This is a genomic window from Paracoccus sp. S1E-3, assembly GCF_013868135.1.
Classification (GTDB): Bacteria; Pseudomonadota; Alphaproteobacteria; order Rhodobacterales; family Rhodobacteraceae; genus Paracoccus.
This window is the reverse complement of record NZ_JACEMU010000004.1, coordinates 1,207,306-1,229,733: the sequence shown is the minus strand read 5'-3', so window position 1 is coordinate 1,229,733 and position 22,428 is coordinate 1,207,306. Positions and strand designations below refer to the sequence as shown.

At 66.1% G+C, this 22,428-nt stretch carries 18 protein-coding genes, 1 tRNA gene and 1 pseudogene; 7 read left to right on the top strand and 13 right to left on the bottom strand.

The window, feature by feature from the left end; all coding sequences use genetic code 11:
- The first annotated feature begins 90 nt into the window (after positions 1-90).
- Positions 91-2,898 (top strand): glutamine-synthetase adenylyltransferase, encoded by a 2,808-nt coding sequence (locus H1S04_RS06100; protein ID WP_181744627.1) that lies wholly within the window; start codon positions 91-93, stop codon positions 2,896-2,898.
- Positions 2,899-3,323: 425 nt separating this feature from the next.
- On the opposite strand, the gene H1S04_RS06095 is transcribed toward H1S04_RS06100, so the two are convergent.
- Together H1S04_RS06095 and carA are read right to left on the bottom strand one after the other, a co-directional pair.
- A complete protein-coding gene (locus H1S04_RS06095; protein WP_181744626.1) occupies positions 3,324-5,483 on the bottom strand; it encodes a glycosyltransferase in 2,160 nt (719 codons plus the stop codon).
- A gap of 63 nt (positions 5,484-5,546) precedes the next feature.
- A complete protein-coding gene (carA, locus tag H1S04_RS06090) occupies positions 5,547-6,707 on the bottom strand; it encodes a glutamine-hydrolyzing carbamoyl-phosphate synthase small subunit (protein WP_181744625.1) in 1,161 nt (386 codons plus the stop codon).
- Between the two features lie 127 nt (positions 6,708-6,834).
- Between carA and H1S04_RS06085 the strand changes: the two genes are divergently transcribed.
- On the top strand, positions 6,835-7,296 hold the full coding sequence (locus tag H1S04_RS06085; protein ID WP_181744624.1) for a GatB/YqeY domain-containing protein: 462 nt from the start codon (positions 6,835-6,837) through the stop codon (positions 7,294-7,296).
- Positions 7,297-7,436: 140 nt separating this feature from the next.
- On the top strand, positions 7,437-7,988 hold the full coding sequence (locus H1S04_RS06080) for a cytochrome b (RefSeq protein ID WP_181744623.1): 552 nt from the start codon (positions 7,437-7,439) through the stop codon (positions 7,986-7,988).
- Here H1S04_RS06080 and H1S04_RS06075 read toward each other — a convergent pair.
- From H1S04_RS06075 to H1S04_RS06055, 5 genes are all read right to left on the bottom strand, one after another.
- Positions 7,985-8,479, bottom strand: a complete 495-nt coding sequence (locus H1S04_RS06075) for a DUF2244 domain-containing protein (protein WP_181744622.1) — start codon at positions 8,477-8,479, stop codon at positions 7,985-7,987. The genes H1S04_RS06080 and H1S04_RS06075 overlap by 4 nt on opposite strands.
- A 64-nt stretch (positions 8,480-8,543) precedes the next feature.
- Complete coding sequence (gene ctaD / locus H1S04_RS06070; protein ID WP_181744621.1) at positions 8,544-10,217, bottom strand: cytochrome c oxidase subunit I; 1,674 nt, start codon at positions 10,215-10,217, stop codon at positions 8,544-8,546.
- A gap of 212 nt (positions 10,218-10,429) precedes the next feature.
- Positions 10,430-10,900, bottom strand: coding sequence for a cytochrome c family protein (locus H1S04_RS06065; RefSeq protein WP_181744620.1), 471 nt, complete (start codon positions 10,898-10,900; stop codon positions 10,430-10,432).
- A gap of 168 nt (positions 10,901-11,068) precedes the next feature.
- Complete coding sequence (lipB, locus tag H1S04_RS06060) at positions 11,069-11,728, bottom strand: lipoyl(octanoyl) transferase LipB (protein WP_181744619.1); 660 nt, start codon at positions 11,726-11,728, stop codon at positions 11,069-11,071.
- Between the two features lie 254 nt (positions 11,729-11,982).
- Positions 11,983-12,069: transfer RNA gene (locus H1S04_RS06055), tRNA-Leu, on the bottom strand.
- A gap of 177 nt (positions 12,070-12,246) precedes the next feature.
- Here H1S04_RS06055 and H1S04_RS06050 point away from each other — a divergent pair.
- The 4 genes from H1S04_RS06050 (at position 12,247) to H1S04_RS06035 (ending at position 16,891) form a co-directional block, all read left to right on the top strand.
- On the top strand, positions 12,247-13,350 hold the full coding sequence (locus tag H1S04_RS06050; RefSeq protein WP_181744618.1) for an ABC transporter ATP-binding protein: 1,104 nt from the start codon (positions 12,247-12,249) through the stop codon (positions 13,348-13,350).
- A 105-nt stretch (positions 13,351-13,455) separates the two neighbouring features.
- Entirely contained in the window at positions 13,456-14,529 is a 1,074-nt protein-coding gene (locus H1S04_RS06045; RefSeq protein ID WP_181744617.1) for an ABC transporter substrate-binding protein, read from the top strand.
- Between the two features lie 87 nt (positions 14,530-14,616).
- Complete coding sequence (locus H1S04_RS06040) at positions 14,617-15,915, top strand: ABC transporter permease (RefSeq protein WP_181744616.1); 1,299 nt, start codon at positions 14,617-14,619, stop codon at positions 15,913-15,915.
- A gap of 4 nt (positions 15,916-15,919) precedes the next feature.
- Positions 15,920-16,891 (top strand): ABC transporter permease, encoded by a 972-nt coding sequence (locus H1S04_RS06035; RefSeq protein ID WP_181744615.1) that lies wholly within the window; start codon positions 15,920-15,922, stop codon positions 16,889-16,891.
- On the opposite strand, the gene H1S04_RS06030 is transcribed toward H1S04_RS06035, so the two are convergent.
- The 6 genes and pseudogenes from H1S04_RS06030 to H1S04_RS06005 all read right to left on the bottom strand — a co-directional run bounded on the left by H1S04_RS06030 (position 16,888) and on the right by H1S04_RS06005 (position 22,411).
- Positions 16,888-17,829 carry an AEC family transporter gene (locus H1S04_RS06030; RefSeq protein ID WP_181744614.1) on the bottom strand — a complete coding sequence of 314 codons (942 nt, stop codon included), beginning with the start codon at positions 17,827-17,829 and terminating at the stop codon, positions 16,888-16,890. The two genes, H1S04_RS06035 and H1S04_RS06030, sit on opposite strands and share 4 nt — an antisense overlap.
- Entirely contained in the window at positions 17,826-18,629 is an 804-nt protein-coding gene (locus tag H1S04_RS06025; RefSeq protein WP_181744613.1) for an MBL fold metallo-hydrolase, read from the bottom strand. Before H1S04_RS06025 ends, H1S04_RS06030 begins: the two co-directional genes overlap by 4 nt.
- A complete protein-coding gene (locus H1S04_RS06020) occupies positions 18,626-19,432 on the bottom strand; it encodes a TatD family hydrolase (protein ID WP_181744612.1) in 807 nt (268 codons plus the stop codon). Before H1S04_RS06020 ends, H1S04_RS06025 begins: the two co-directional genes overlap by 4 nt.
- Positions 19,433-19,435: 3 nt before the next feature.
- Complete coding sequence (locus H1S04_RS06015) at positions 19,436-20,527, bottom strand: DNA polymerase III subunit delta' (protein WP_181744611.1); 1,092 nt, start codon at positions 20,525-20,527, stop codon at positions 19,436-19,438.
- Between the two features lie 290 nt (positions 20,528-20,817).
- Positions 20,818-21,261, bottom strand: a pseudogene (tmk, locus tag H1S04_RS06010) (dTMP kinase); the annotation flags it as partial.
- A gap of 7 nt (positions 21,262-21,268) precedes the next feature.
- Positions 21,269-22,411 (bottom strand): D-alanyl-D-alanine carboxypeptidase family protein, encoded by a 1,143-nt coding sequence (locus H1S04_RS06005; RefSeq protein ID WP_181744610.1) that lies wholly within the window; start codon positions 22,409-22,411, stop codon positions 21,269-21,271.
- Positions 22,412-22,428 lie beyond the last annotated feature (17 nt).

Below are 22,428 nucleotides of genomic sequence, written 5' to 3'. Positions count from 1 at the left end.
AACAGAAGCTGAAAACGCCAAGCACAGAAGTTGCCCTCGCGGCGGGCTGGGCCGATTGACGCCGTGCCTGCGATGGCCCTAACTCTGCCCATGAAATTCAGCACCGCAATCACCCGCATGCCGATCCCCCACGACCCCGCCCGCGCCGCCGAGGCACGCGCGGCCTTTGCCGGTCTGGACATGGCAACGCTGGACCTGATCGGGGGCACGGCCGGGTGCAGCCCCTATCTGTGGTCGCTGATGCAGAAGGAAGCCGCCTGGCTGCCCGAGGCCCTGGCCGGTGCCGATGCCGGCCTGGTCGCAAAGGTGACGGCGGGGTTCGAGGATCTGGACGCAGAGACGCTCGGTCCCGCGCTGCGGCGCGCGAAACGGCGGGTGGCGCTGCTGGCGGGGCTGGCCGATCTGGGCGGGGTCTGGCGGCTGGAACAGGTTACCGGCGCGCTGACGGCACTGGCCGACCGGGCCACCGATCTGGCGCTGCGCGCCCATCTGCGCCCCGAGATCGCGCGCGGCAAGCTGCCCGACACTGATGCCGATGCGGGTGGCATCTTCGCCATGGCCATGGGCAAGATGGGCGCGGCAGAACTGAACTACAGCTCGGATATCGACCTGATCGTGCTCTATGACGACGAGGCCTATGCCCCCGCCGACCAGCACGAGGCCCGCGCCGCGCTGATCCGCGTCACCCGCAAGATGGCCGCGACGCTGTCGGACAACACCGATCACGGCTATGTCTTCCGCACCGATCTTCGGCTGCGCCCCGATGCCTCGGTCACGCCGGTCTGCATCTCGGCCTCGGCCGCGCTTGCCTATTACGAGGCCGAAGGCCGGACATGGGAGCGCGCCGCCTATATCAAGGCGCGGCCCTGCGCCGGGAACCTTGCGGCTGGCGAGCGTTTCCTGGCCGATCTGCGCCCCTTCGTCTGGCGCAAGCATCTGGATTTCGCCGCCATTCAGGACGCCCATGACATGCGGCTGCGTATCCGCGACCACAAGGGGCTGGGCGGCCGCATGACCATCCCCGGCCATAACATGAAGCTGGGGCAGGGCGGCATCCGCGAGATCGAATTCTTCACCCAGACCCGCCAGCTGATCGCCGGCGGCCGCGATCCCGCCCTGCGCGATCGCGGCACCGTGGCGGCCCTCGGCGCGTTGGCGCATGCGGGCTGGGTGCCCGAGGACATTGCGGCCGAACTTGCCGATCATTACCGCCAGCACCGCGAGATCGAGCATCGCATCCAGATGGTGAACGACGCCCAGACCCATGATCTGCCGAGGGACGGCGAGGGGCTTTTGAACATCGCCCAGATGATGGGCGAAAACGATCTGGACGCCTGGTCCGACCGCCTGCGCGTCCGGCTGGAACGGGTCGAGACGCTGACCGACGCCTTCTTTGCCCCTTCGGACAACGCACCCATGCCTGAGATATCGGCGCAGTCACAGGCGATCATCGACCGCTGGGACAACTATGCCGCGCTGCGGTCCAACCGGGCGCGGCAGATCTTCCAGCGCATCAAGCCCGACCTGCTGTCGCGCATGGCCCGCGCCGCCCACCCCGAGGAGGCACTATCCCGCTTCGACGGCTTTCTTCAGGGCCTGCCCGCTGGGGTGCAGCTGTTCTCGCTGTTCGAGGCGAACCCCTCGCTGATCGACCTGATCGTCGATATCTGCGCCACCGCCCCCGGCCTCGCCGCCTATCTGGGCCGCCACCCCGAGGTTCTGGACGCGGTTCTGGGCGGGTCCTTCTTCGCGCCATGGCCGGGCATGGCGGGCCTTCACGCCGACCTGGCGCAGCGTCTGGAGGCGCGGATGCAGGCCCGCGACGGCGGCTATGAACGCGCGCTCGACGATGCGCGGCGGTGGGCGCATGAATGGCAGTTCCGGGTCGGTGTTCACCATCTGCGCGGCCTGTCCGATGCGGCACAGGTCGGACAGGAATATGCCGATATCGCCGATGCGGCGATTGCCGCGCTGCTGCCGCTGGTGGTGGATCAGCTGGCCGAACGCCACGGGCCGCCTCCCGGTCGCGGCGCTGTGGTGATGGGAATGGGGTCACTGGGGGCGCGGCGGCTGAATGCGGCCTCCGATCTGGATCTGCTGGTCGTCTATGATGCGGCGGGGGTCGATGAATCCTCGGGTCGCAAGCCGCTGGCCCCGCGCGCCTGGTATGCGCGGCTGACACAGGCGCTGATTACGGCGCTGTCAGCCCAGACCTCGGCCGGGCGGCTGTTCGAGGTCGATATGCGGCTGCGCCCCTCCGGGCGGCAGGGGCCGGTGGCGACTTCGGTGCAGTCTTTCCGCGACTATCAGCTGACCGAGGCCTGGACATGGGAGCATCTGGCCCTGACCCGCGCCCGTGTCATCGCCGCCTGCGGGGCCGACGGCACCGCATTGAGCGATGAGGTCGAGGCCTTGCGGGTCAGCGTTCTGGCTGCCCGAGGCGGCGATCCGCGCGTGCTACCCGATCTGGCCGAGATGCGCGCCCGCATCTTCGCCGCCAAGGCCCCCGACGGCGCGTGGGAAGCCAAGATCGGCCGGGGTCGGTTGCAGGATATCGAGCTGCTGGCCCAAAGTTTCGCGCTGCGCGGCGCCGACCGTGCCCGCGGCCCCGAGGCGCAATTGCGCGCCGGCGCCCGCCACGGCCTGCTGCCCAAGCCCGAGGTCGAGCAGCTGCTATCGGCGCAGCGGTTCCTGTGGCGGCTGCAGGCGGCGGGGCGACTTCTCAGCGAAACGGCGCTGAACATGGAGGAATTGGGGGCCGGCGGTCAGGAATTCCTGCTGCGCGAGACGGGTTGCGCGAATTTGACCGATCTGGCCGCGCAACTGGATCGCACGATCCGCACCGCTGGCACCATTATCGACACCGTTCTGGAACAGACCCCTGCGAAGGGCGGCTGAGGGCAGCGCCTTGCGGGATCAGTGGATGCTGAAGCGGGGCTGGCCGCCAAACGCGCCCCCGCAATCCGGCATCGCCATTTGCGAGGTCTGGCGCCGCTTCGTAGGCTCACACCCGAAGCGGCAGGCCGCGGGAAACGGTGGCTGACCACTGCATGCGCTCGGCGGATCAGCCGGGTTGCCGCTGCACGCCCGCGGGCAACTCGACCAGGGCGTGGGCGGCTTGACCCACGACCGCCGCGAATAGCCTGAACCTGCCACAAGCGCTCGGCCAGAGGCGATCGGATACGGGCTGCGCGCAGAAAGCGCCCGCGCATCCGTGCTTCACCGCCGCGCCGGCCGCAAGTTTTGCCGCTGCCTTAAAGGAGGGGCTGTCCAGAAACGATTGTCCGTGTGCCAGCGGCTGTCTGCCCCACGGATTCCGGGGATCACCCCGATTGCCGCATCGTCGGGGCGGCGAATTCGACCAAGACCTGCGGGCCTTGACCCTCGGCCACCGCGAACGGGCCGGGGGTCCCGGCATCCGCCCGTCCGACGGCGATCGGATCGGGGCGGGGCTGGGCGGCCACATGGGTGCTGTCGATCCGCCCCAGCAGCGGCACCTTGGCCAGACCGGGTGCCAGCACCGGGACCGGCGGGGCCTCCTCGGCCTCGTCGAAGACGCCATGGGCGGTCTTGTCCCAATAGAAGGGATTCACGACGACCTCATAGATGGCCTTCCAGCCCGCCAGACAGCCGAGCGGATGATAGAAATGCATCAGCGGCACCCAGATTCTCAGGTGGCGGTGCTTCTCGCCGCGCACGGCCCACAGGTTCACCGTCATGCCGATCAGTTCCGAGGCGACGAAAAGGGTAAACAGGGCGGCCACTGCATTGCCATTCCAAAGCTGACCCAGCGGGTCGCGCAAAGGGTGCGGCAAGCCGAGGCTGAGCAGCCAGAAGCTCCACAGCACGGGGGCGAGCAGATATTGCGACATGGTGCCCAGAAACTGGATCTGGAAGGCGAGGAAGCGCTTCGGCCCGAGGTCACGCCACAGGGCTGCCGGATCGCGCATATGCACCGCCCAGGTCATCGCATAGCCCTTCAGCCAGCGCGAGCGCTGCTTGATCCAGGGCAGGGCGCGGCAGTTCGCCTCCTCGTCGGTGGTGGTCTCGATCAGCTCGGTCCGCCAGCCGCGACGCGTCAGGCGCACGCCCAGATCGGCGTCCTCGGTCACATTCCAGGCGTCCCAGCCGCCGAGGCTTTCCAGAATGTCGCGGCGGAAGAACAGGGTGGTGCCCCCCAGCGGCACGACCAGCCCCAGTCGGGCGATGCCGGGAAGGTTGGCGCGGAACCAGCTGGCATATTCGATGGTGAAACAACGGGCGAGCCAGTTGGTGCGCGGATTGAAATAATCCAGCTGGCCCTGCAGGCACGCCACATCAGGTGCGGCATGGGCGAAGCCGCGCGCGACCTTGTGCAACTGGTCGGGATCGGGGCGATCCTCGGCATCCCAGACGCCGACGATATCGCCACGGCAGAAATTCAGCGCATAGTTCAGCGCCCGCGGCTTGGTCTGAACCGGGCCGGGGGGCACAGTTACCACGCGGATCCAATGGGGCAGCGTCGCCCCTTCCAGCGCCGCGCGGGTGATCGGGTCGGCCGCCTCTACCACCAGCAGGATATCGGTCAGCTCGCGCGGGTAATCCAGCCGCGACAGGCGGCCGACCAGCTTGCCGGCCACATCGCTTTCGTGAAACAGCGGCACCATGACCGAGATCACCGGCAGCTGCGCCAGCATCTGCGGCGGAGTCTTCAGCCCCGCCGCGATCAGGCGCGCCTCCGCAGCTTCCTCGGTCCCCCGGCGCAGCACGGCCCGAAAGGCAGCCAGCTTCAGCACCGTTCCCGTGAGCAGCGTCAGCGCCGCCCATCCGGTCAGCAGCCCCAGCAGCAGAACCGGCGCAAGGGCCAGCCCTGCCACGGTGATGACCAGCAGCGCCAGCGCGATCTGGGTGGCACGACCCTCAATCCGGGTGCGGCAGCTGTGGGCAGCCGCGACACTGGTTTCGGCCTGCCGCGTCAGCGTGGTGCTGCGCAGCGCGATGATCGCCGTGTGGATGCTGCTTTCGCTGGCCAGCAGCATCCGCACCGGTCCGAAGGCCACCGGCAAGGCTGCGCGCAGGGCGTCGAAGTCCTCGGGGCGCGAGGTGGCCATGAAGGTGACCCCGCCGACGCGTCGCCAGGGCAGGACCGCATGTTTCAGACAGAACCCGGCGCCCAACTGGTCGATCAGCCGAGAATCGGGCGGCATCGCCACCGGGTCGACCGATGAGGTCCGCCATTGCCGGGTCAGCGCATGGGTCAGCGCGGCTTCCGTCACCCAGCCCTGCGCCAGCAGGATCTGCCCCAGCCGCACATTCTGGCGGCGGCGCATCACCGTGGCCTTCAGCAGATCGCCGTGCGTGACCGCGCCGTCTTCCAGCAGGATCTGGCCCAAGGGGCGCAGGTCGCGCGGCGCCATGGCGGGCGCGACGTCGGCCGCAGCGGAAACCCCGACGCCCGGCCGGATCGGCACCGGAGCACTTTTCGCAGCAGGCGTGGCGGTCATGGCGATTCCCCATTGGTTTCGCCATCCCTGTCACGCGGGATTTAATTTAGCGTTAATAGTGCGTTAGCCAGTTCGGCGGTTCCGCATCTGTTCCGCGAACCGCTCAAAAAGATAGGCCGAGTCCTGCGGGCCGGGGCTCGCCTCGGGGTGATATTGCACCGAAAACACCGGCCGCCCTTCCATCGCCAGCCCGCAATTGGAGCCGTCGAACAGGCTGACATGGGTTTCGCGCACGCCTTCGGGCAAGGTCTGCGCATCGACCGCAAAACCGTGGTTCATCGAGGTGATCTCGACCTTGCCGGTATCCACGTCGCGCACCGGGTGGTTGGCGCCGTGGTGGCCATGGCCCATCTTGACGGTCTTCGCGCCAAGCGCCAGCGCCAGCATCTGATGGCCAAGGCAGATCCCGAAGATCGGCAGATCGTGATCCAGCAAGGTGCGAATCATCGGCACCGCATAGCTACCGGTCGCGGCCGGGTCTCCGGGGCCGTTCGACAGGAAGACGCCCTCGGGTTCATGGGCCAGGACCTCCTCGGCGGTCGTGGTCGCGGGCAGCACGGTCACATCGGCACCGACCGCCACCAGCGATCGCAGGATGTTGCGCTTGGCGCCGTAATCCAGCGCGACGACCTTGAAGGGGCGGCCCTGCTGCTGGGGCGCGAATTCGCCCGGCCACTCCCAAAGACCGGCCTCCCAGTGATAGCTTTGGCGCGTGGTCACGTCCCTGGCCAGATCGAGACCGACCAGCCCCTTCCAGGCGCGCGCCTTGGCGACCATGGCGGGGATGTCGAAATTGCCGTCCGGGTCATGGCACAGCACCACATGCGGGCTGCCCTGCTGGCGGATCGCGCGGGTCAGGCGGCGGGTGTCGATGCCGCCCATGCCGATGCGGCCGCGGCGGGTCATCCAATCCTGCAATTCGGCGGTGGCACGCCAGTTCGACGGCTCGGTCGGATCCCATTTGACGACGATGCCGCTGGCCACCGGATCGGCGGATTCGTCGTCCTGCGCGGTCACGCCGGTATTGCCGATATGGGGGAAGGTGAAGGTCACGACCTGGCTGGCATAGCTGGGATCGGTCATGATCTCCTGATAGCCGGTCATGGCGGTGTTGAAGACCAGTTCGGCCACGACCTCGCCGGTGGCGCCAAAGCCACGGCCGGTAAAAATCGTTCCGTCTGCGAGGGCAAGGCAGGCGGTCGGCTTCGCGGCAGGCGCGGTCATGGGCTGGCTCCATCTGGTAATCGCGCGGAACCTAGTGAAACCTCGCTGCGTGGTCAAGCAAAGCCGGGCTTGATCGGGGCGTCATCGGGGCCTAGATGATGCGGCTTCTGCATCAGTGGGGATTGCCATGGACCTGAAGACGAAAATCCAGTCCGCGACCAAGGACGCCATGAAGGCGAAGGACGCCCCGCGGCTGTCGACGCTGCGCCTGATCTCGGCCGCGATCAAGGACCGCGAGATCGCCGCCCGCACCGGTGAGGGCGAAGGCGCGGGCCTGTCGGACAGCGATCTGATGGCGATATTGGCCAAGATGGTGAAGCAGCGACAGGAATCGGCCCGCGCTTACGAGGAAGGGGGCCGGCTGGAGCTGGCTGAAAAGGAAAACGCCGAGATCCTGGTGATCGAGGAGTTCCTGCCCCGCAAGATGAGCGCCGAGGAAACCCGCGCCGCCCTTGACGAGGTTGTGACCGCGCTTGGCGCGACCTCGGTGCGCGACATGGGCCGCGTCATGGCGGAACTGAAGGCCCGTTACACCGGCCAGATGGATTTCGGCGCCGTGGGCCAGATGGTCAAGGAAAAGCTGCTCTGATCGGCGGGGTGCCTGATCGCGCCCTGTCCTGACCGCGTGTTCTCATGCGGGGCGCGCGGAACCCGCACCCGTTTGGTTTCTGTTTGGATTTCATCGGCTATCAGACCTGCAGGGAGGTGCAGCAATGATAGGATAAGCCGATGCAGATCATGGACAATTCTACCCATTACGGAAGCGTTTCGAGGTTCCTTCACTGGAGTATCGCGGCGCTCGTCACCTGGCAGCTTCTCGGCATGGTCGCGAAGCGGCTTCTCGGGCGCGAATCGCTTCTGACCAGCACCATTGCCGGAAACCATACCGAGGTGGGTGCCCTGCTGTTCTTGCTGGTCTGGCTGCGTTTCGGCTGGATGCTTCTCAATCGCCGCCGTCGCCCTGCCTATCCGGCCGGCCCGCTCGGGCTTGCGGCACGGGCCGCTCATGGCGCGATGTATGCCCTGCTGCTTTTCGTCCCCACCGTCGCGGTCCTGCGCGCCATCGGCAATACGCGGGCTTTCGCTCCGTTCGGGATCGAGCTTTCGCCGGCGCGGCCCGAGGGCGCGGAGATCACTGCGCTGACCGATCTGGCCTTCCTGCATGGCGAGGCAGCCTGGCTGCTGGCGCTGCTGATCGCCGGCCATATCGCCATGGCCTTGTTTCATGGGATGGTGAAACGCGACGGCACGCTTGAGAAGATGACCCGCAGGCCGACCTAGCGGGGGTGGCGCAGGTCGGCGAGGGCGCGGTTCAGCTCCGGGGCCAGCGATTCGCGCTCCTCGGGGCTGAGAAAGGCGCCCAGCTCGATCTCGCGGCCCGACTCGTGGTCGCCGGTCAGGACCAGATACTGTTCGACCGGACCGGGGCGGATGATGGCGCGAATCCAATAGGGATTGGCGTCCCAGACCCGGTCCGCCCGGCCCGGATCGCTGCGCGTCAGGCGCAGCCGGTCGGGCGACAGCTCCAGCACCTCCTGCGTGCGGCCGCTGCGATAGCTGCGCTCGATCGCCCACCAGATCCCGGCAAGCGCCGCAAGCAGGAAGGGCAGCAGCGGCCACAGAAGCATGGTGCCGAGCAGTCCCAGAAGCGGAACCGCCAGCAGCGCGGCGGTGATGGCGATGAACCAGACGAACCCCTTGCGCGGCAATGAGCGATAGGGCCAGGCCCGCAATCGCAGCGCGCCGCTTTCCTGGTGCCAGCTGTAAGGCATCGTCTTCCCCGAGATGAAAACGGCCCCGGATTTCTCCGGGGCCGTGGGTCTTGTCAGCCCCGCGTCAGTGGCTGTGGCTGCGATCCCAGTCTTCGCGCTTGGGCAGCTGCTCGAACGTATGTTCGGGCGGCGGCGACGGCAGCGTCCATTCCAGCGTGTCGGCATATTCGTTCCAGTAGTTGTTCTCGGTCACGCGCTTGCCGAAGAACAGCGTGTAGAAGACGATGCCGATGAACAGCAGGAACGAGGCGAAGGAGATATAGGCGCCGATCGACGAGATGTTGTTCCAGTAGGCGAAGGCCTCCGGGTAGTCGATATAGCGGCGCGGCATCCCCTGACGGCCCAGGAAGTGCTGCGGGAAGAAGATCATGTTCGAACCGATGAACATCATCCAGAAATGCACCTTGCCGGCCCATTCGGGATACTGGCGGCCCGACATCTTGCCGATCCAGAAATAGACCCCGGCGAAGATGGCGAAGACGGCGCCCAGCGACATCACATAGTGGAAGTGGGCCACGACGTAATAGGTATCGTGATAGACCCGGTCCAGCGGCGCCTGCGACAGCACCACGCCGGTCACGCCGCCGACCGTGAACAGGAACAGGAAGCCGAACGCCCAGAGCATCGGCGTCTTGAACTCGATCGAGCCGCCCCACATTGTCGCGATCCACGAGAACACCTTGATGCCCGTGGGCACCGCGATGGTCATGGTGGCAAGCATGAAATAGCTCTGCTGGGTCAGCGACATGCCGACCGTATACATGTGGTGCGCCCAGACCACGAAGCCCAGGATCCCGATCGCGGCCATGGCCAGCACCATCGGCAGATAGCCGAAGATCGGCTTGCGCGCGAAGGTGGCGATGACGGCCGAAATGATGCCGAAGCCGGGCAGGATGATGATGTAGACTTCCGGGTGGCCGAAGAACCACAGGATGTGCTGATACAGGATCGGGTCGCCGCCGCCTGCCGGGTTGAAGAAGTTGGTCCCGAAGTTGCGGTCCATCAGCAGCATGGTGATGGCCCCGGCCAGCACCGGCAGTGCCAGCAGGATCAGCCAGGCGGTGATGAAGACCGACCAGGCGAACAGCGGCACCTTGAACAGCGTCATGCCGGGCGCGCGCATGTTCAGGAAGGTGGTGATGACGTTGATCGCACCCAGAATCGACGATGCGCCCGAAACGTGGACGGCGAAGATCGCCAGATCCATCGAATAGCCTTCCTCGATGGTCGACAGCGGCGGGTAGAGCACCCAGCCCACGCCCGAGCCGAAGCCCTCGCCCACCGGCGCCAGAAGCGAGCACAGCGCAAGTGCCACGCCGCAGACATACAGCCAGTAGCTGAGGTTGTTCAGCCGCGGGAAGGCCATGTCCGGCGCGCCGATCTGCAGCGGCATGAAATAGTTGCCGAAACCGCCGAACAGCGCCGGGATGACGACGAAGAACATCATCAGAATGCCATGATAGGTAATCATGACGTTCCACAGATGACCGTTCGGGGTGCATTCGCGCGTGGCGTCGGTGAAGAAACGTGCGCCTTCCATGCACATGTGCTGCACGCCGGGGAACTGAAGCTCCATCCGCATGAAGACTGTGAAGGCGACGGAAATCAGGCCGGCGATGCCGGCCGTGAACAGATAAAGGATACCAATATCCTTATGGTTGGTGGACATGAACCAGCGGGTGAAGAACCCCCGCGTGTCATGATGTCCGCCGGATTCGTGAACGGCTGCATCGGCCATTGCGCGATCTCCCTGGGTTGATCCTGAGGCAGCCGGCAGCGCCGGCAGATGGGCGCACCATAGACTCGGGCAGCGGATGCGGCAATGTGCCTCGGGCGGGAAACTGCTGGATCCGAGGCAGTTTTTCACCGAAAGACAAAGCCCCCGCAACGGTGGTCACGGGGGCTCGCGCAGGTTGTGCGACAGAATGTCGCAAGATCTTGCGGACAGGTTTACTGCGCCGGCGCCATCGGTGCGCCGTCACCCTCGGCGGGCTGAGGCGGGGCGTTGGGCGAGATCGTCAGCAGATAGGCGACCAGATCGTCCTGATTCTTGGACATCTTGAAGGTCATCTTCGATTTCGCCTTCTCGTCCCCCGAATACTGGTCGAGATAGCCGGTCGGGTTGGTGACATAGGCTTTCAGCGAGTGGATGTCCCAGACCGCGCCGGGATTAGCTGCGGCCAGTTTCAGGATGCCGTCGCCATATTTGAAGCCTTCCACACTGGCGATCGGACGGCCGACGACACCATACAGGTTGGGGCCGGTCTTGCCGCCCTTGACGATGTCGGTGCCGGCGTCGTCCTGAATCATGTGACAGGCCTTGCACTTGTTGAATTCCTTCTCGCCCTTGGCGGCGTCCTGGGCGAGCGAGGGCGAGGCGAGCGCGAACACGGTCAACGTGGCGATCAGGCTGGCTTTCATCATGTCTTCCTTTCCTACAAGGGCCGCGGCGCTTGGCAGGCCGGTGGGGACCACTAACAGTGAGACTGCAGGACTCACATGATGAAGGTCAAATCACAAGCCTGATCTGAGGAATCGATTGGCATTCCGGCGTCGGGCGCCAGTCATGGGTTGGACGCACCGCTCCGGTCACGCGCCGAAGCGTTGCGCGAAGCTGGCCTTCAGGGCGCTGTCCAGATCCTCCATCGTGACCGGGCGCCCGAGATCGACGAGGCTGGTCACCCCGTGCCCGGTGATGCCGCAGGGGACGATGCCGCTGTAATGCGTCAGGTCCGGTTCGACATTGATGGACAGGCCGTGAAAACTGATCCAGCGGCGCAGTTTGATGCCGATGGCGGCGATCTTGTCCTCGCGCATCGATCCGTCCGCCAGCGCCGGCTTTTCCGGGCGCGAGACCCAGACGCCGACCCGGCCGCAGCGCATCTCGCCCTTCACCGCGAAGCTGGCGAGCGTGTCGATGACCCAGCCCTCCAGCGATTGCACGAAGGCGCGCACATCGCGGCCGCGCCGGTTCAGGTCCAGCATGGTATAGACGACCCGCTGGCCCGGCCCGTGATAAGTATATTGGCCGCCGCGTCCGGCCGCATGGACCGGAAAGCGCGGATCCAGCAGATCCGCCGCCTGTGCCGAAGTCCCCGCCGTGTAAAGCGGCGGGTGTTCCACCAGCCACAGCCTTTCGCCCGCGCGACCGGCGGCCATGTCGGCGACATGGGCCTCCATCGCGGCGACGGCCTCGGCGTAAGGGGTCAGGCCGGGTGCGATCACCCATTCGGGCTGGGGCAGGGACATGGGGGGCCTCAAATTCTGGCGCTTCGAGGGCGAGGTAATGCCGGCCGCCCCGAAATGGAAGCCCGCCCATCGCGAAGCTGCAACCCGCGTCTGGCGGGGCCGGGCCTTGGGGCAACCCTTTTTGGCCCGACATTTCACGATCCCCCGGACCGCTCTCGGTTTGCGTCAGCGGACGGCCGAGGGTGTTGATTCGGGACAAGCGAGGATTTCGGGGTTTCGACACCGCAAGATCGCCGGGGCGTTTCGGGTGTCTTTGGTGCGGTCGAGAAGACTCGAACTTCCACTCCGGTTAAGGAACAGCGACCTCAACGCTGCGCGTCTACCAATTCCGCCACGACCGCATCGCGACAGAGGCGCAGATAACCGCTTCGGCGACGGTTGAAAAGGGGGATTCGACATGCCCGAAAATCGGGCACGCCCGCGCGGGGCATCAAGCGCACTGTTGCAATCGCGATGCGCCCCCGCTTAACCTGACCGCAGCGGAGATAACAACATAAGCCACGACAGGGGACCCGCGCGTGACGACCACGACCAGAGGCGACGGATACGTCGTCTTCGACCATGTGCAGAAAAGCTATGACGGACAGTCGCTTGTCGTCAAAGACCTGAATCTTTCCATCGGACAGGGAGAATTCCTGACCATGCTGGGGCCGTCCGGGTCCGGCAAGACCACCTGCCTGATGATGCTGGCCGGGTTCGAGACCGCGACCAGCGGCCGAATCCTGCTCGACGGACGTAACATCAACGACGTGCCGCCCCATAGTCGCGGCATCGGCATGGTGTTTCAGAATTACGCCCTGTTTCCGCATATGACCGTGGGCGAAAACCTCGCCTTCCCGCTGGAAGTGCGCGGCATCGGCAAGGCCGAACGCGAGGACCGGATCAGACGCGCGCTGGATATGGTGCAGATGGGCGCCTTCGCCAATCGCCGCCCGGCCCAGCTTTCGGGCGGCCAGCAGCAGCGCATCGCATTGGCCCGCGCGCTCGTCTTCGATCCGAAACTGGTGCTGATGGACGAACCGCTTGGCGCTTTGGACAAGCAGTTGCGCGAACATATGCAGTTTGAAATCAAGGCGCTGCACGAACGGCTCGGGGTCACGGTGGTCTATGTCACCCACGATCAGGGCGAGGCGCTGACCATGTCGGACCGCATCGCCGTATTCAACGATGGCCGCATCCAGCAGCTTGCCGTGCCGGCCGCGCTGTATGAGCGCCCCGAAAACAGCTTCGTCGCCGGGTTCATCGGTGAAAACAACGCCCTTGGCGGCACCATCGCGGCGCTGGAGGGCGACAAGGCGCAGGTGCGGCTGACGAATGGCGAGATGATCGACGCCACGGCGGTGAATGTGCGCGAGGTGGGGCAGCCGACCACCGTCTCGATCCGGCCCGAACGGATCGAGTTCAAACCCGAGATGATGCCCGAAGGCGCCCATACCCTGCCGGCCGAGGTGCTGGATGTCGTTTATATGGGCGACATCCTGCGGGCGCGGCTGAAGGTCGCCGGACAGGACGATTTCGTGATGAAATTCCGCAATACGCTGGGGCAGACACGGCTGACCCCCGGCGAACAGATCCGCGTCGGCTGGCATCCGCAGGATGCGCGGGCGCTCGATCCGGTGTGACAGGAACCGGCCCCCGCGCGCGGGACAAGCGCGACCCGACCCGGCGCGAGATCCGCGCCCAACGATAACGGCCAATGCGCCGATCAACCCCAACAGGAGATTTCGATGAAAAAGACCCTGATCCTGACTTCCGCGCTGTGCAGCCTCGGCTTTGCGGCCTCGGCGCAGGAAGTGAACCTGCTCAGCTGGGGCGGCGCCTATGGCAATTCGCATCTGGAAGCCTATGCCAAGCCCTTCACGGCCGAAACCGGCATCAAGGTGAACATCGCCGATGCCGACAACCCCGCCACCCCGATCAAGGCCATGGTCGAGGCGGGCAACGTGACCTCGGACGTGGCCTCGGTCGAATATGCCGATGCCGTGCGCCTCTGCGACGAGGGCCTGCTTGAGGAGATCGACCAGACCGTTCTGGTCGCCGCCGAGGATGGCACCGGCGCGGTCGAGGATTTCATCGAAGGCGGCGTGACCGATTGTTTCGTGGCCACCGATGTCTATTCGATGGTCGAGGTTTACGATGATTCGAAATTCCCCGACGCCAAGCCCGCGACCCCGGCCGATTTCTTCGATCTGGAGAAGTTCCCCGGCAAGCGCACCATGCGCAAGGGCGCGAAATTCAACCTCGAATTCGCGCTGATGGCCGATGGCGTGCCGGCGGCCGAGGTCTATGACGTGCTGAGCACCCCGGAAGGCGTCGACCGCGCCTTCGCCAAGCTCGACACGATCAAGAATGACGTGATCTGGTGGGAGGCCGGCGCGCAGCCGCCGCAGCTTCTGGCCGATGGCGAGGTGACGATGGCCTATGCCTTCAACGGCCGGATCTTCGATGCGGCGATGAAGGACAAGAAGCCCTTCAAGATCATCTGGGACGGCCAGATCTATGAAATGGAAGGCTGGGTGATCCCGAAAGGCGCGCCGAACATGGAACAGGCGCTGCAATTCATCGCCTTCTCGACCGCGCCCGCCAATCAGGCCCGCGCCGCCGAGTTCATCAGCTATGGCCCCCCGCGCAAATCGGCCGCCGCCATCGTCGGCAATATCGAGGGCAGCGAGGAGCCGATGGGCCCGCATCTGCCCACGACCGAGGCCAATATGGGCAATGCGCTCGGCTCGAATCTCGACTTCTGGGTCGATCACGATTCGGAGCTGAACGAGCGTTTCAACGCCTGGCTGGCAGGCTGATCCGAAGGGCACGGGCCGTCCGCGCCCCGGCAAGACACAAAGCCCGGCTGCTACGAAGGGGCGGCCGGGTGATCCAGGGACCGCAACATGGCAACACCTCTCGATCCCCATGCGGCCATCGCGACCGAGGCCACCGGCCTGCGTGATGGCGCGCTGACCACCGCCGACGGCCAGCCGCTTGGCCGGGCGCTGGCGCGCGCGTCGCGCCGGGCGCGCAGGCGGGCCTTCCTGCTGGTGCTGCCCTTGCTGGCCTTCATCCTCATCACCTTCATCCTACCCATCGGACAGATGCTCTACCGCTCTGTCTATAATGACGGGTTTTCCGCCAACATGCCCGCGATCAGCGCATGGTTCGCCGAACATCCGGCCGGGACCGACCCGGACGAAGGCGCCTTCGCGGCGCTTGCCGCCGATCTGCAGACATCGGCCGAGGACAAGACCATCGGCGTGGTCGGCACCCGCATCAACTATGCGCTGCCGGGCACGCGGTCGCTGTTCACCTCGACCGGCCGCAAGGTCCGCAGCGGGATCGAGCCGCCCTATCAGGCGGCGCTGCTGGATCTGGACCCGAAATGGGGCGATCCCCAGCTTTGGGCGGCGATGCGGGACGCCTCCTCGGCCTATACCGACAGCTTCTATCTCGCGTCGGTGGACGCGAAGCGGAATGTCGGTGGCGAAATCGAGCGGGCCGCGCCGCGCCAGCGCGTTTATGTGATGCTGTTCCTGCGCACGCTGTGGCTTTCGGCGCTGGTGACGGGACTGACCTTCCTGTTGGGCTTTCCGATCGCGCATCTGCTGGCGACGCTGCCGCTGCGAAAATCGAACCTGCTGATGATCCTGGTGCTGCTGCCCTTCTGGACCTCGCTGCTGGTGCGCACGAGCGCGTGGATGGTGCTGCTGCAACAGCAGGGCGTCGTCAACGATATCCTGATCTGGGCCGGTGTGATCGACAACGGCGGCCGGCTGAAGATGATGTATAACCAGACCGGCACCATCATCGCGATGACGCATATCCTGCTGCCCTTCATGATCCTGCCGCTTTATTCGGTGATGCGCACGATCAATCCCAGCTATGTCCGGGCCGCGCGCAGTCTTGGCGCGACGAGCTGGACCGCGTTCCGGCGCATCTATTTCCCGCAGACGCTGCCGGGGCTGGGGGCGGGGGCGCTTCTGGTGTTCATTCTCGCCGTGGGCTATTACATCACGCCCGCGCTTGTTGGCGGGGCTTCGGGTCAGCTCATCTCGAACATGATTGCCGAGCATATGACCGGCACGCTGAACTGGTCGATGGCTGCAGCCCTTGCCGCGATCCTGCTGGCGGGCGTGCTGATCCTCTACTGGGTCTATGACCGGCTGGTCGGCATCGACAATCTGAAACTGGGCTAGGACGATGGCGCTTCCGAAATACGCAACCCCGCTGGAACGCGTCTGGCACTGGACCTATCTGGCGATCTGCGCGCTGATCTTCTTCTTCCTGATCGCGCCGATCGTGGTCATCATTCCGCTCAGCTTCAACGCCGACCGCTTCTTCACCTTCACCGACGCCATGCTGTCCTTGGATCCCGAGGGCTATTCGCTGCGCTGGTACGACAGCCTGATGACCTTCGGGATGAGCCAGCCGGACGCGCCGCGCGGCACCAGCTGGCTGGCCGATATGTGGGCCAATGCGAAATGGGTGAATGCGGCGAAGAACTCGGTGATCATCGGGGTCTGCTCGACTGTGCTGGCGACCGTGCTGGGGACGCTGGCGGCGCTTGGGCTGTCGCGGCCGGAAATGCCGTTCCGCAGGCTGATCATGGCGCTGCTGATCTCGCCCATGATCGTGCCGCTGATCATCACCGCGACGGGGCTGTTCTTCTTCTATTCCTCGGCATGCGTGCCGCAGGGGTCCTGGGCGCAGGCGCTGCTGTCGCCGGTGCTGTCGAAATCGGGCTGTCTGGCGAATACCTATCTGGGGGTGATTCTGGCCCATGCGACGCTAGGCATTCCCTTCGTCATCATCACCGTGACGGCGACGCTGGTGGGGTTCGATCAGTCGCTGAACCGCGCCGCCGCCAGCCTTGGCGCCAATCCGCGGACCACGTTCTTCCGCGTAACGATGCCGCTGATCCTGCCCGGCGTGATCTCGGGCGCGCTGTTTGCCTTCGTGACCTCGTTCGACGAGGTGGTGGCGGTGCTGTTCATCGCCGGACCCGAGCAGATGACCATCCCCCGCCAGATGTGGATCGGCATCCGCGAACAGCTGAGCCCCGCCATCCTTGCGGTGGCGACGCTGCTGGTCGCCTTCTCCATCGCGCTGCTGGTCACGGTGGAACTGCTGCGCCGGCGCAGCGAGCGGATTCGCGGCGTCACCCCCGGCTAGGGCAGGATCGCCAGCCACATCGAGATGGTCAGGATCGACAGCGCCGTCGCCACCAGCACGGTCGAGGCCGCGACCCGCTTCGCCACCCCGTAGATCGAGGCGAACAGATAGGCGTTCACCCCCGGTGCCATCGCCGCCGTCAGCACCGAGGACCGCGTGGCCGCCACCTCGAGCGCAAAGAGCCGCCCAAGGCCGTATGTCACCAGCGGGTGCAGGATCAGCGCGGCGAAGCAGCACAGCAGAATGGCGCGGCTGTCCCCCTCGGGCTTGTAGCGATAGAGGATACCGCCAAGCGCGAACAAGGCCGCCGGCAGGGCCGAGCTTGCCATCATCCTGACTGCATCCCAGAACCCGCCCGGCAGCACCAGTCCGGCCTGCAGGGCGAGGTTCATGGCCAGACCGGACATGATCCCGATCACCAGCGGCGTGCGCAGCACACCGGTCAGTGCCCGGCTGGCCACCCGGCCCACCGACAGGTTCTGGCCGCGCGCGCGCGTGAACTCCATCACCGTGATCCCGAACGTATACAGCAGCGGCGAGTGGATCGAGATGATCGCCCAGTTCCCCGCCAGCGCATCGGGGCCATAAGCGCGCTCGGTGATCGGGACGCCCAGCAGCAGCGAGTTGGAAAACAGGCAGACAAAGCCGATGGCCACCGCTTCCTCAGGGGTGCGACCCAGACGGCGGGCGCCGAAGACGCCCAGGCCGAAGGCCGCGAAGGCCCCGGCATAGAAGGCGATCAACATGGGAATGTTGAATTCGGCCGAGAGGTCTAGCTTCGCGATGGACTGGAACAGCAGCACCGGAACGGCGAAATTCTGCGCGAAACGCATGACGCCATCGACGGCGGATTCCGAAAACAGACCGCGCCAGGCGACGATATAGCCAAAGCCGATGACCAGAAACACCGGCAGGACGACATCGAAAAGGGCGCTCAATCGGCGATCTCCAGAACCATGCCGTCATAGGCGGGCGTCACGTTGCCGGGCGTTTCCGCATCCGTCTTGGCGTGGTCGAGATCGATATGCATATTCGTCAGCACCCCGCGCGGCGTGCCCGAGCGCGCCAGCCATTCCAGCGTCAGCGCCAGATGGGCATGGCTGGGATGAGGGGCGTGGCGGAGAGCATCACAGATGAAGATCTCGGGGGTGCCGATGATGGGCCAGGCGTCTTCGGGGATGGTCTGCACATCGGGAAGATAGACGATGCCGCCGCCCGAGGTCGGGATCTTCAGGCCGAGCGCGTCGATCTCGCCATGGGGGACGGTGAAGGGGATGATTTCGATCGGGCCACCTGCACCCTCGATGGTGACGGGTCCGTCCAGCAGATGCAGGTCGCAGATCGGGGGATAGTTCGATCCCGGCGCGGTCTCGAACACATAGCCGAAGCGGTCGCGCAGCGAGGCGCCCGTGGCCGCGTCGGCATAGCCCTGCACGCGGGCATGGGCGTTATAGGCCATCTGGCGCAGGTCGTCGATGCCGTGGACATGATCGGCATGGGAATGCGTCCAGACCACCGCGTCGACGGTCGACACACCCGCATCCAGCATTTGCGGAACCAGATCGGGGCCGGTATCGACCAGCACGCGGGTCATGCCATCCGGGCCGATCCGGTCGATCAGGATCGCGCAGCGGCGGCGGCGGTTTTTGGGATCGGCAGGATCGCAGGCGCCCCAATTGCCGCCGATCCTCGGCACCCCCCCGGACGAGCCGGAACCGAGGATGGTGACGCGGATCATGCCCTGGCCTTCCAGAACAGTCGGTCGAAATTGGCCGAGGTCCGGGCGGCGAAATCCTTGTAATCGAGGCCGTAAAGCTCTGCCCCGACGGACGCCGTGCGGGTGACGAAGGCAGGTTCATTGCGCCGGCCGCGATGGGGCGGCGGGGCGAGATAGGGGGCGTCCGTCTCGATCAGGATGCGGTCCAGCGGCGCCGCCTTGAAAATGTCGCGCAGCTCGGTCGAACGCGGGAAGGCGGCGATCCCGGACATGGACAGATAAAACCCCAGATCCAGCGCCGCCTGCGCCAGCGCCGCGCCGGAACTGAAGCAATGCATGACGCAGGAATAAGCGCCGGCGCGGTGTTCCTCGGTCAGGATGCGGGCCATGTCCTCATCGGCGTCGCGGGCATGGATGATCAGCGGCAGCCGGGTCTGGCGCGCGGCCTCGATATGGATGCGCAGGCTGTCCTGCTGGGCGGCGGCGCTTTCAGCGGTGTAGTGGTAATCGAGGCCGGTTTCGCCGATGCCGACGAATTTCGGATGCGCGGTAAGGGCGACCAGTTCCTCGACCGTGGCCATGGGTTCTTCGGCCACGCTCATCGGGTGAGTGCCGGCGGCGTAGAAGACGCCCGGATGCGTCTCGGCGATGGCGCGGACGGCGGGCTCGCTGCGCAGGCGGGTGCAGATGGTGACCATGCGGGTCACGCCCGCCGCGCGGGCGCGTTCGATCAGGGCGTCGCGTTCGCCGTCGAAATCGGGAAAGTCGAGATGGCAATGGCTGTCCACCACGGGGGTGGCCGAACCGGCTTCGGGCAGGGGCATGGCTCAGGCTTTCGCATGTGCCGGGGCCAGCCCGGCCAGTTGGATCAGCATATCCATCACCAGCGCCGCAGGGTCAAGGTTGACCGCCCGCCCGCTGCGCGCCCGCGCCGACAGTTCCGCCTGCGCCGTGGCCCAGATCCGTGCCGCATCGTCGTCAGGGCACAGCCGCGCCATCAGTGCCGCCTCGCCCGGCGCGGCTTCGGGGATCGGTGCCCCCATCAGACCCGCGCGGGCCAGTCGGGTCAGGAAACGGTCGAGCAGCGTGATGCGCAGATCGAAGGGATCACCGTCCGCCGTCGCCCGGCCCGCCGCGGCCTCCGCCAGATCGCGAGCTTTCAGACGATCGAAACGGGGTAGGGTGGCGAACAGATCGACGATCTGCGCATAGACCTTCAGCCCGTCCTGCCCGTCCAGACGCAGGGCCTCGCCCACGGAACCGCCCGACAGCGCCGCCAGCGCATCGGCCCCGGCATCGACGCCGAGCGGTGTCAGCACGCGGGCCATATCGTCGGGTGACAGGGGCGACAGCCGCAGCTCGCGGCAGCGGGACCGGATGGTGGGCAGCAGGCGGGCGGGCTGATGCGCGATCAGCAGGATGACGCCGCCCTTGGGCGGTTCCTCCAGCATCTTCAGCAGGGCGTTGGCCGCCGCCCCATTCATGTCATCGGCGGCATCGACGATGGCAACCCGGCGCCCGCCCTCGGCGGCGCTCATGTGGAAGAAGGACAGCAGGGACCGGATGTCATCGACGCCGATTTCCGCCTTCAGCCGGCCGGTCTTTTCATCGAACCCGCGCCGGACCAGATGCAGGCGCGGCTCGGACATGGCGGCGACGCGGCGTGCCACCGGGTCGTCGCTCGGGACAGTCAGGCTGTCATCGCGACCCTCGGCCAGAAGCCAGCGCGCGATCTGCCAGGCCAGCGTCGCCTTGCCCACACCGCGCGGCCCGGTGATCAGCCAGGCATGGTGCAGCCGCTGCGCTTGGGCCGCGCTTAAAAAGTCTTCCGCCGCCGCGTCATGACCGATCACCGCTCCCGCATGACGCGGGTGGGACGCGCCGGGGACGCGATCGGATTCGGGGGTCTCGTCGGTCACAGCGCGGCCCTGACGCGGGCGGCCACATCTTTGGGCGCGCCGCTGCCGTCGATGATGCGGATGCGGGACGGATGTGCGGCGGCGAGGGCCTTGAAGCCATCCTGCAGCTTCCGCTGAAACTGCGCGCCCATCGATTCGAACCGGTCTTCAAGCTCTACCTTGGCGAGTTCCGCGTAACGCTGCGATTCAGCTACTTGCTCAGCCGCCATGACCGTGAACGACGCGGCCTCTTCGGGCGTCCTGGAGACCGCAGCCGCCGCAGCAGCAGAGGCGGCAGCGGCGGCGAACGACGCGGCAGCCCGTTCAAGAAGGCGCTTGCCCGCCGTTTTCAGGGGAATGTCGATCACAAAAGTCCGGTCAGGCTCGATTCCGATCATCAGCTTGTGCAGCGCCTCGACCGTTTCGCTCAGATCACCGCGCGTGGCGCCCTGATAGACGCGGGTGGAATCGGCGAAGCGGTCGGTGATGACGGTTTTGCCGGCCTCCAGCGCGGGCCGGATGGTGCGTTCCAGATGGTCGCGGCGGGCGGCATTGAACAGCAGGATCTCGGTTTCCGCCGACCAGCGGTCGGTGCCCCCCTCGACCAGCAGGCGCCGGATCGCCTCGGCCCCGTCCGAGCCGCCCGGCTCGCGGGTCAGCACGACATCGCGGCCCTCGGCGCGCAGCGTCTCGGCCAGAAGCCGCGCCTGGGTGGATTTTCCGCTGCCGTCGATCCCCTCGAAGCTGATGAACATGCGCCCGTCAGTTCCGCGCGGCGGTCCAGGCCTCGCCGCCCAGTCGCATCGCCGCGCCCTTCAGCCGGCCGACAAAACCCGCCGAGGCCACGTCCTCGGCCGCGACCAGCGGCACATTGGCGGGGCCGACGCCGGGGATCTGGATCTGCAGGGTGCCGACCCGCGCGCCCTTGGCCACGGGGGCCTCGATCGGGCCGGTGAAGACGGCCTCGGCGGTGACGCCCGATTCCGCGCCAATGGGCATCAGCACGTTCAGCCCGTTCTGGGTGGTCAGCGCCACCTGCGATTTCGACCCCAGCCAGACCGGAACCGAGGCTACTGTCTCGCCCTGTGGCACCACTTCCTTCATGGTGAAGTCACGAAAGGCCCAGGCGGCGATGCGTTCGGATTCCTCGGCACGGGCCTTTTCGCTGTCCAGGCCGGTGATGACGAAGATCACCCGCCGATCCCCCTGCACGGCCGAGCCGACCAGCCCGTAACCGGCCTCCTGCGTGTGGCCGGTCTTGAGGCCGTCCGCCCCGATTCCCAGTTTCAGCAGCGGGTTGCGATTGTGGCGATTGGCGGGCGCGCGGTTGTCGAAGGGGAATTCGGTGACGGCGAAATATTTGTAAAGCTCGGGGAAGTCCTTGACCAGATGCTCGGCCAGAATGCCCAGATCATGCGCCGACATGACATGGGTCGGGTCGGGCCAACCCGAGGCATTGGCGAAATGGGACTGCATCATCCCCAGCGATTTCGCGCGGTCGTTCATCTGGCGGGCGAAGGCTTCCTCGGTCCCGGCCAACCCTTCGGCGACCACCACGCAGGCGTCATTGCCCGAAAGCACGATGATGCCCTTGATGAGTTCCTCGACGGTGGGGCGGTCCCGCTCGTTAAGGAACATGGTCGAGCCCTTCATCTGGCGCGCCTTGGTCGACACCGGCAGGCGCGTGTCCATCTGCAGGCGCCCATCGCGCACGGCCTCGAACAGCATGTAGATGGTCATCAGCTTCGACATAGAGGCGGGCGGCAAGGGCTGGTCGGCGTTCTTGGCCAGCAGCACGGTGCCGGTGCCCACGTCATAGACCCAGGCCGAGCGGGCCGTGGTGTCGAAGGCGAGCGCCTGAAGGGGCAGGGCGGAAAGCAGGAGGGCGGTCAGGACTGCGCGCATGAGGGGATGCCTGTTCT